The 8757-nt window shown below is 43.6% G+C and carries 9 protein-coding genes; 6 read left to right on the top strand and 3 right to left on the bottom strand.

The genetic code is table 11. The features are described from left to right. The coding region (locus KDK67_RS12820; RefSeq protein ID WP_250869206.1) for a type I restriction endonuclease subunit R at positions 1-2343 on the top strand (2343 nt) is incomplete at its 5' end. Between the two features lie 114 nt (positions 2344-2457). Next, a complete protein-coding gene (locus tag KDK67_RS12815; RefSeq protein WP_250869205.1) occupies positions 2458-3021 on the top strand; it encodes a c-type cytochrome in 564 nt (187 codons plus the stop codon). A gap of 124 nt (positions 3022-3145) precedes the next feature. On the opposite strand, the gene KDK67_RS12810 is transcribed toward KDK67_RS12815, so the two are convergent. The 3 genes from KDK67_RS12810 to KDK67_RS12800 form a co-directional block, all read right to left on the bottom strand. After that, a complete protein-coding gene (locus tag KDK67_RS12810; protein WP_250869204.1) occupies positions 3146-3826 on the bottom strand; it encodes a DUF169 domain-containing protein in 681 nt (226 codons plus the stop codon). A 216-nt stretch (positions 3827-4042) separates the two neighbouring features. Next, positions 4043-4375: a CGGC domain-containing protein gene (locus KDK67_RS12805; RefSeq protein ID WP_172362293.1), complete on the bottom strand. Its 333-nt coding sequence runs from the start codon at positions 4373-4375 to the stop codon at positions 4043-4045. 205 nt (positions 4376-4580) lie between these two features. Further along, positions 4581-5282, bottom strand: coding sequence for a DUF169 domain-containing protein (locus KDK67_RS12800; RefSeq protein WP_250869203.1), 702 nt, complete (start codon positions 5280-5282; stop codon positions 4581-4583). Between the two features lie 178 nt (positions 5283-5460). Between KDK67_RS12800 and KDK67_RS12795 the strand changes: the two genes are divergently transcribed. From KDK67_RS12795 to KDK67_RS12780, 4 genes are all read left to right on the top strand, one after another. Next, the gene (locus tag KDK67_RS12795) at positions 5461-5922 is read left to right on the top strand and encodes a NifB/NifX family molybdenum-iron cluster-binding protein (RefSeq protein ID WP_250869202.1); all 462 of its coding nucleotides are present in this window, start codon (positions 5461-5463) and stop codon (positions 5920-5922) included. Positions 5923-5945: 23 nt separating this feature from the next. Continuing rightward, the gene (locus tag KDK67_RS12790) at positions 5946-6317 is read left to right on the top strand and encodes a NifB/NifX family molybdenum-iron cluster-binding protein (protein WP_250869200.1); all 372 of its coding nucleotides are present in this window, start codon (positions 5946-5948) and stop codon (positions 6315-6317) included. Positions 6318-6352: 35 nt separating this feature from the next. Further along, a complete protein-coding gene (locus KDK67_RS12785; protein WP_250869199.1) occupies positions 6353-8272 on the top strand; it encodes a Coenzyme F420 hydrogenase/dehydrogenase, beta subunit C-terminal domain in 1920 nt (639 codons plus the stop codon). 73 nt (positions 8273-8345) lie between these two features. Further along, positions 8346-8757 (top strand): cation diffusion facilitator family transporter (locus KDK67_RS12780; RefSeq protein ID WP_250869197.1); only part of this gene is annotated, 412 nt, incomplete at its 3' end.

The following is an 8757-nucleotide window of genomic DNA, read 5'->3' as shown; positions in this document are numbered from 1 at the left end:
GTGAATGCGACACTGATAGCCTCACGGCTGCCGGATGAGCATATTGCTTATGATGAGCGTGCAACCTATGGCAGAGAAGTAGTACCCGGCAGCAAAAAGGCCGGGGTTGTCTGGCATACTCAGGGGTCCGGTAAGAGCATCTTAATGTGTTGTTATGCAGGTAAATTATTGCAGCAGCCGGAAATGAACAATCCGACCATACTGGTAGTAACTGACCGTACTGATCTGGACGGACAACTGTTCAAGACCTTCTCCAATCTGCAAGAACTGTTCAAACAAGCACCGGTACAAGCTCAAGATCGGGAAGAGCTACGCCTGATGCTCTCTGAAAGGGAATCCGGCGGGATAATCTTTACCACCATACAGAAGTTCTCACCCATTGGGGATGAGACCACACATCCGATCCTGAACTCCCGCCACAACATCGTGGTCATCTCAGATGAGGCCCACCGCAGCCAATATGGCAGCAAAGGTCGTCTGGTTGACATAAAGGATGATGACGGCAAAGTAATAGGCAGCAAAACGGTATTCGGATATTCCAGATATCTGCGTGATGCCTTACCAAATGCTTCATTCATCGGATTTACAGGCACACCGATATCATCACAGGACAAAGACACCTATGATGTATTTGGCAGGGAAGTCTCGATCTATGATATTCAGGATGCCGTAGATGATGGTGCGACCGTGCCCATCTATTACGAATCCCGGTTGGCCAAGCTTGACCTGAACAATGCACAGATCGAAGAGCTATCTTCAAAGGTCGAGGAAATAGTCGAAGACGAAGAAGATATCTCTAATCGTGAAAGGACCAAAAGCGAATGGAGTCGTCTGGAAAAACTCGTAGGTTCCAAGCCACGTATTCAGCAGATCGCCGCCGATCTTGTCCAACATTTTGAAAAACGCAATGAGTCAATGGAAGGCAAAGCAATGATCATAGGCATGAGCCGTAGGATCTGTGTGGACCTCTATGACGAAATAGTGGCATTACGTCCAAAATGGCACGATACCGACCCGAAAAAAGGTGCGATAAAGGTCGTAATGACCGGCTCAGCATCCGATAAAAAAGAACTACAGCCACACATTTACAGCAAACAGGTCAAAAAAGACATTGAATACCGTTTCAAGGACAGTGATGATCCGCTAAAATTGGTCATAGTACGTGACATGTGGCTCACAGGATTTGACGTACCCTGCTGCCATACCATGTACATTGACAAACCCATGAAGGATCACAATCTGATACAAGCCACCGCAAGAGTTAATCGGGTATTTGGTAACAAGCCCGGGGGGTTGGTAGTAGATTACATCGGGATCGCGAACGAACTAAAAAGCGCACTCAATAACTACACCGAAGCCAAGGGCAGAGGTGAACCCACAAGAAATGCTGAAGAAGCCTATTCCATAGTACTGGAAAAAATGGATATTGTTCGTGGGCTTTTCCATGGCTTCGATTACAGCGGCTTTGAAACCCAAGCCTACAAACTGCTTGTACCCGCAGCGAACCATATCTTAGGACTTGATGACGGTAAAAAGCGTTATCTGGACACAGTACTCGCCATCACCAAAGCATATTCATTGTGCAGTACCTTAGATGAAGTTGAGCCACTCCATGCCGAAATTGCCTTTTTTGCAGCCATCAAGGCAGCCATTGGTAAATTCACATCCGTTGATAAAAAACGGACACAGGAAGAAAAGAACTCAATCCTTAAACAGATACTTGACAATTCTATAATTGCCGAAGGTGTCATTGATATATTCGAACTTGCAGGTTTAGAAAAACCAGAAATTAGCCTATTATCGGATGAATTTCTGGAAGATATAAGGCACATGAAATATCGTAACTTAGCAGTCGAATTATTAGAAAAGCTGCTAAAAGACCAGATAAGAGCAAGATCGTCCAACAATGTTGTTCAGGAAAAAAAATACAGTGAACGATTGCAGGAAACCTTACGCAAATACAACAATCGTGCCATTGAAACAGCTCAGGTCATCGAAGAGCTTATCCAGATAGCAAAAGACTATCGGGAAGGGCTGGAACACGATGAAGCTCTTGGTCTGAACCCTGATGAAATTGCATTCTATGATGCATTGGCAGACAATGAAAGTGCTGTTCGTGAGTTAGGGGATGAAACCCTCAAAAAGATCGCTGTAGAGATCACCGAAAAGCTACGCAAATCCACGACAGTGGATTGGCAGGTACGTGACAGTGTAAGGGCCAGATTACGCATACTTGTTCGCCGTACATTACAACGTTACAAATATCCGCCGGATATGGCCCCGAAAGCCATCGAATTAGTATTAGAGCAAGCTGAGACGCTTTCAAATTCCTGGACACAGTAAGATATAATCTTTAAAATTGGTCGATTTCAAATATCCCAAAACCTATCACAATGCATTAATAATCTCCACCTCATATTCTTTTTTATATTTATTCTATGCGTGGGGGAATGATATTTGAAAAAACCAATTTTATTATTTTTTCTTGGTATCGCAATAGTGGTATCTGGATGCGTGAACCTGATGGGGGATTCATACGACAGACCATCACAGGAGTACTTCTGGCATGAACCGGGATACATGTATCCTGATCAGTACGACCGACCTTTGCCTTCAGATATCGCTTCACAATTCGATTTGAATGGTGAGCTGATATATTACACAGGGTATAATGAGGAAGGACAACTGATTCCGGCAAGCGGGGGTCCGCACTGGCTCTATGTCCATGGTGGGAGTTGTGTAAGCTGTCATGGAGTAAGTGGCAGAGGCGGTGTTCCTATAATGATGGGGACAGATATTCCTTCAGATATAAGGTATAGTACTTTAACTGCTGAAGATGAAAATGCAAATGAGACTGTAAGTGGACATGATGAACACCCGGCTTATACTGATGAAACGATAAAAGAAGCCATAAGGGATGGTATCGAACCTGATGGAGAAGAGTTGGATTATACAATGCCAAGATGGGATATGTCGGATGATGATATCGAAGACCTCATCGATTATCTGAAGACACTTTAATTATTGCCAGTCTTGCATTTTTGCGAGGCTGCATACCTTTTTTATTAAAACGAGTTTATGTATAGATACGATCTTCAAAGACCGTTATGATCCTAAAAATAGAATGAAAGAAGAGATGCTCTTATCAGAGCATCTCATTAACAGCTTCCAAGAGGTCGTGAGCTCTCTCCACAGGGATTCCTATGATCATCTCGTTTTCTGCGACGTTTGCGAACTTTCTGCTGCCACCGCATCCAAGGGTGACGCTGACCTTTCCTTCCTTGTATGGTCTTACAACACCATCGGCACAAACACTCTGAATTCCTGCAAAGCTTGTCTCGACCCTGCCACCGTGCATGTATATAAGTGCCTGTGAGAGTTGCATTACCTGTTTTGGTGTAGTAATGATGACTATTACGTCAGGAGTGAATGTTGCACTCTCAAGAGGTCCATAAACAGCAGCTTTTATGGAATTGGACTCTAATCTAGTAACACTCTCCATTGTGCGTCTTGCTGCATTGATAGTGTTGAAACGTTTAAGTTTAAGATAGGTATCACCGGTAGCCAACTTGTGTGGCATTTCATTAAGTCCCATCATTGCGGAACCGCCTTTACATGCCTGCTCATCTGCAGTTGCGTAGAACTCCCTGCCGGTCTTTCTGACCATGTCCACCATCTGACAGTGTCTTGTAGTCTCATCTAGCTTCTCAATACCTTCAGGAATATCATGTCCTTCCGGAATTAGAGAGACTGCAACAGGCTTTGTCTTAAGGTTGAGTTTTTCTGTGAGTATCTTACCGAATTCATTTAGCTCTTTGAGATCCATATTGATTCACTCCATATTTTCATACATTTATGATCTGAACTGTATCTGTCTACTGGTACAGTAGGTTTGTTACGGTTATGGTCTAAATGTACACAACTGCTTATATTTAAGCATTTCTATAAATAGTTAGCACTGTTCACTGCTATCAATTGTGCTTATTGTGGTTAAAAAAAAGAAAAATAACGGCTCTGTAGAAATCCTTCGTTTTAATAAAATTCAATGAGTGTAATTAATTATTTGAACTTTTTCACCAAGTTTATTTTTTATGGATTCCTCAATTATTGCTGCATGCGGACAAGGAAAACCAATAGGATTTCCTCTAGTAATGCAGGACGCAAGTACTATAGTATCGGCACCTCTTTTAACCATTTCTTTGGCTCTGGTTACAACTTTTTTGCCAGGACAGCCTCCACAAGAAACCATGCCTATTATTTCAATGTTTTCTTTAATGCCTTCAAAAGCACATTTCTTTTCTCTTATTATTTTAAAATCCATAGTTCCAGGACACATATCTTCTGTTTGTCTACATCGAATTATTCCAATTTTCAAAACAAAGCACCACTTTTCATTTGTATAAATATTCTAACTTATTAAATTCCTGTAATCACATGACATACAATAAATTTTCTATTTAATCTTAGCTCCTTACATCATTTGAGGATTTCTACAGAGCCAAAATAACAGAGAATATTAAAACATTTGATATCCCTGTAGAGAAAATACGTATTCTACAGGGCATCATCATGCTTGATTATTATGATCTCATCCAGTCATTCCAGGTTCCTGCCTTCATTTCCAGGATATTAGTAATGTCCTCAAGCTGTTCTTCCGGAATACCGATAACCATTTCATCGTCCTTGAGTCCTGCATTCTTGGCAGCGCCATCACAACCAATAGAGATGTTAACTTCTCCGGTGGTGTATGGTGAACCGGTAGCATCGGCACATGTGGACTGGATTCCTGCAAAGTTTGCAGTCATACGACCACCACGTCTATAGATAACTGAATGTGCGATCCTTCTGGCTACAAGGGTGTTTCCAATCACGATAATAACATCAGGTCTTGTTGGTGTGTTGTCCAGGGGAGCAACGATCGTTGCAACGGTCGATCCGGGAGCAGGTCTTGGCATGTTGTCTACAACACGTTTAGCAACACTCAGAGATATTTCTTTTCCGAGTTTGTCGAAATAAAGTTCTCCGCTTTTGATCTTGTCAGGATAGTCCTGCAATCCTATGGCTGCAGCACCACCCTTGCAGGCATGCTCATCCATAGTAGCAAAAGTGACCTTATCATTGAACCTTGCATCCTGAAGCATCTGGCAGTATCTTCTTGGTTCTACGATCTTTTCCAGACCTTCAGGAATGTCCTTCTCTCGCTTTAGTAATGATATTGCTACTGGTTTACCATTAAGTTCCAGTGCCTCAATAAGTTTCTCACTCATTTTTGCATAATCCATGTTTATACCTCTGGAATTTGTACTTGTATCGAGGATAAAATTTCATTTATCCCTGGTAATTACGTATTCTATAATCTCTCATAGATGGATAAATATATAGCTTCGATTGGTAACCTTTATATATTTCCTCTCATGTGGGTAGTATATAACATAAAATAATTCAAAATGAGGAAATTATATGAAGATATGTGTAACAGCCACAGATAAAAATATTAGTGCAGCACTGGATCCGCGATTTGGAAGATGCCCCTACTTTATCCTCGTAGATCCGGAAACTATGGAATTCAAAGCATTTGACAACCCGGCAGCTTCAGCGGCAGGTGGAGCAGGTATACAGGCTGCCCAGAACATTTCTGACAAAGGGATCGATGTCCTCCTTACTGGTAGCATCGGTCCTAACGCCTTCCCGATCCTTTCTGCAGCCGGAATTCAGGTAATGACAGGAGCCAGTGGTTCAGTTACAGATGCGATCCGTCAGTACAAAGAAGGTCAGTTGCAGGAAACTGGTGGCCCAACAGCACAGGCACATGCGTCCATAGCTCCACCCGGCAGAGGGATGGGTGGACGCAGATCGGGCGGCTCCGGCAGAGGCATGGGAGGCGGCGGTGGAGCTGGCAGAGGCGGAGGAATGAATCTTTAAGTTAAGGACTATGAGGTGATAAGATGAAAATATGTGTACCTTCAAGCGGAAAAGGCGGACTCGATGATCTCGTTGGCCAGCATTTTGGCAGGGTCCCGACCTACACCATAAAAGACACTGAAACGAATGAAATCGGAACTATCGAAAATAAAAGTGAGCATATGGGAGGAGTGGGGCTTCCTCCAGAGCTCCTGTCACAGGCGGGAGTTGATGTCATGCTTTGTGGGGGACTTGGGAACAAGGCTGTACAGCAATTCGAACAGTTTGGTATAGAAGTATATGTTGGTGCCAACGGAACAGTAGAAGAGGCCATAATGGCATGGGAAGCCGGGAAACTTCCAAAGGCCACGAGTGAAAATGCCTGCCAGTCCCATGAACACCATCACCACGACTGAAAATAAAGTGTAAAAACTAAAACGAGATGAGAACAATGTCAGAAGAATATAAATGGTTCTTAAAGGATGCAGTTGTCGATACCGGAATGTGCACCTTATGCGGTGCTTGTGCGGCGGTTTGCCCCTATGAGATAATCGAATTCGATGAGAACGGGCCAAAGTTAAAGGAAGAGTGCTACAGAAACGGGGAAGGCGCTTGTAAAGATGTATGTCAGCGGGTCATGACAGATGCAGCCCGTATCTCGATGAACGTGTTTAATTTCAAAGCATTACCTCCAACACTTATCGGCCAATATCAGAAGATCGTTTCTGCAAGGGCTACAGACCCGTCAATAGCTGAAAACGGCCAGGATGGCGGCGCGGTGACCGCGCTTCTCGGATACTGTTTTGACAATGGCCTCATTGATGGTGCTGTCACCACTGCAGGTTTTACAAAACCGGATTCCTGCATCGTTGCAAGCAAAGAAGAACTCCTGAACACCCAGGGTGCCAAATATTCAGCAGTTCCTGTGATGGCTGCACTGCGCCAGAGCAAGGATGAACTGAAAAATGTTGCAATGGTAGGTGTTCCATGCCAGACATACGGAACCAGAAGGACACAGTTCTTCACAGGCCTGAACGTTCATCCGGTGGAAGTCGGAATGAATGGTGAAAAGGCTGACATTCCAAATATACCATATACGATCGGTCTGTTCTGCATGGAGAACTTTAACTATGAAAAGTTATCCGAGCACATGAAAAGCCTAGGTATCAACCTAGATAAGATCAGGAAATATGCTATCAGGCTTGACGAGATGATCGTTACTACCGATGACGGAGAAATTGAGATCTCCCTGAAGGACATCGCTGACTGTGTATGGGATGGATGCCGTATCTGCAGGGATGCTGTTTCCAAAGTTGCAGATATATCAGCAGGACATGTTGGCTCATCTACCGGATGGACAACTTTGATCGCCCGCAATGACAAGGGTCTTGAACTTCTTGAAGCAGCAGAAAAGGCTGGATACATAGAAACCATCGATGATGTCGATATCAGCATGATAGGGGACTTTGCAGCTATTAAGATGAGGAAGTTCAATAAAGAACTTGATAAACGTATTGATGATGGAAAGAAGGTGAACTTCTATTGGGTACGCGATTATCCTGGTGTAAGACCAGAGGCAAATGGAACGAATTTCGTGAAGATCAAAACCAACTCCGGTATCGTACAGCATGATTACATTGCCAGGGTTGCTGAACTTGCAGAGAAGTATGGTGACGGCAGCCTTGAGCTTACCACAAGGAAGAGCGTTGAGATACAGGGTGTCAAAGGCGAAAATGTCGATGGACTGATGGCAGATGTCTATGGCAGCGGGCTGAAGACCATTGGAATGGGTTATACTAATGCCTGTCCCGGGATGGCTTACTGTCCTGAAGGACTTGTTGATACTAAAGAACTTGCAAATGAACTTACAATGCAGTTCGCCCAAAAGCTCACTCCTCATAAAATGAAGATCGGTGTAGCAGGATGCCCGAACAGTTGTGTCAGAGCAGAGAGCAATGACATTGGTATCGTAGGTCAGCTCCGTCCGAAGGTCGATACGGAAAAATGTAACGGATGCGGAAGATGCAGTGAATTATGCAAACTGAACGCTATCTCTGTGATCTCAGGAAAGGCTGTCATTGACAGGGACCTCTGTATCAACTGTGGATGGTGTGTCCGGGGATGCCCACATGAGGCTGCTGTTGAAGAACAGAGAGGTTATTCTGTATGGATTGGCGGGAACGATGGAAGAAGACCAACAAATGGTGTTCTCCTGAAGACATTCTGCACAAAAGAGGAGATCCCATCCTTGATAGATAAAGTAGGTAAGACCTTTGTCAAATACCGAACTAAACCCGGAAAAGAACGACTTGGTAACATCATTGAACTGGTAGGAGAAGGTCAGTTCATCAGTGAAGTTCTGAAAGAATGATTACAACAAAAGGTCCCAATGAGGGATCATTTTTTCTTTTTTTATTGTTTATTAGTTATTGGGAGAATATAATGTGGCTGTAAAAGAAAAACTTTGGTTAGGTGTAAAGGCTTCAAGGAATTCTACTATTGCACTGGTTTTTCTTGCAGCAATAAAAGGTATCGTGGGGTTCTATTCAGGCAGTTCCTCCCTGATCGCAGATGCGATCCACACATCAATGGATATCTTTACATCCCTTGCAGTGTGGATCGGGTTAAGGCTAAGCCTGAAAAGTAGCGGGGAGCACTTTCCTTATGGTTACTACAAAGCAGAGAATCTGGTGGCTCTTTTTGTCTCAGTTATCATCATATTATCCGGGGTCGAACTTGTGCGTGGAGCCCTGAAAACTATAAAAGACCCTGTCGAGCTGGAATTCCAGGGACTGGCGCTTGGAGCGGCTGTGTTCTCTGTAATTACTATCTATGCCCTTTCACAGTATAAGTTCA

The organism is Methanococcoides seepicolus, assembly GCF_023684405.1.
Lineage (GTDB): Archaea > Halobacteriota > Methanosarcinia > Methanosarcinales > Methanosarcinaceae > Methanococcoides > Methanococcoides seepicolus.
The sequence above is the reverse complement of the archived record's forward strand: the minus strand, read 5'-3'. Positions and strand labels throughout refer to the sequence as shown.

Bases quoted from the DNA above. Each gene is read 5' to 3' on its own strand.
- KDK67_RS12810 (WP_250869204.1), bottom strand. From the start codon at position 3,826: ATGGATCTCAAAGAGCTAAATGAATTCGGTAAGATACTCACAGAAAAA.
- KDK67_RS12800 (WP_250869203.1), bottom strand. From the start codon at position 5,282: ATGGATTATGCAAAAATGAGTGAGAAACTTATTGAGGCACTGGAACTT.
- KDK67_RS12795 (WP_250869202.1), top strand. From the start codon at position 5,461: ATGAAGATATGTGTAACAGCCACAGATAAAAATATTAGTGCAGCACTG.
- KDK67_RS12790 (WP_250869200.1), top strand. From the start codon at position 5,946: ATGAAAATATGTGTACCTTCAAGCGGAAAAGGCGGACTCGATGATCTC.
- KDK67_RS12785 (WP_250869199.1), top strand. From the start codon at position 6,353: ATGTCAGAAGAATATAAATGGTTCTTAAAGGATGCAGTTGTCGATACC.